General features: G+C 61.9%; 1 protein-coding gene. It reads right to left on the bottom strand.

Features of this window, described 5'->3' with window-relative positions:
- Positions 1-264: hypothetical protein (locus ACFU5F_RS42445; RefSeq protein ID WP_383899047.1), on the bottom strand; the 264-nt coding region annotated here is incomplete at its 3' end.
- Positions 265-386: the final 122 nt, after the last annotated feature.

Genomic DNA, 386 nt, shown 5'->3' with positions numbered 1-386 from the left:
GGCATTCCTGGTGATCCTCGCGGCTCGGGAAACCTCGGTCGGGGTCAGTGCCTTCGTCTTCACCGCGTTGATCGTCAACGCCGTCTCGGCCGTCTGCGCCGCCTCGGAGAGATCGGCAAGAGCCCGGATCAGGTTCCGATGCCACTCGGCCGGATCACTGGCCATCGCCGCGTCGGCATGTCCGAGGTAGCTGCAAAGCTCGGAGATCGACTGGAACTGTCGTTGCAGGTCAGACCGGAAAACGTCGGCCTTGCGTCGGGTCATGATGCGTCCTCCGGGAGGGAATGATGCGAATACTCGGTTGACAGATCCCGTCTGCCAGGCTCATCGTAGAGCCCAGCACAGCCCGTAGTCATCACATCCGCAGATGACGAAACGTCAGGAGA

It is taken from the genome of Streptomyces sp. NPDC057438, from assembly GCF_042802995.1.
Lineage (GTDB): Bacteria > Actinomycetota > Actinomycetes > Streptomycetales > Streptomycetaceae > Streptomyces.
This window is presented reverse-complemented; position numbering and strand designations above follow the sequence as displayed.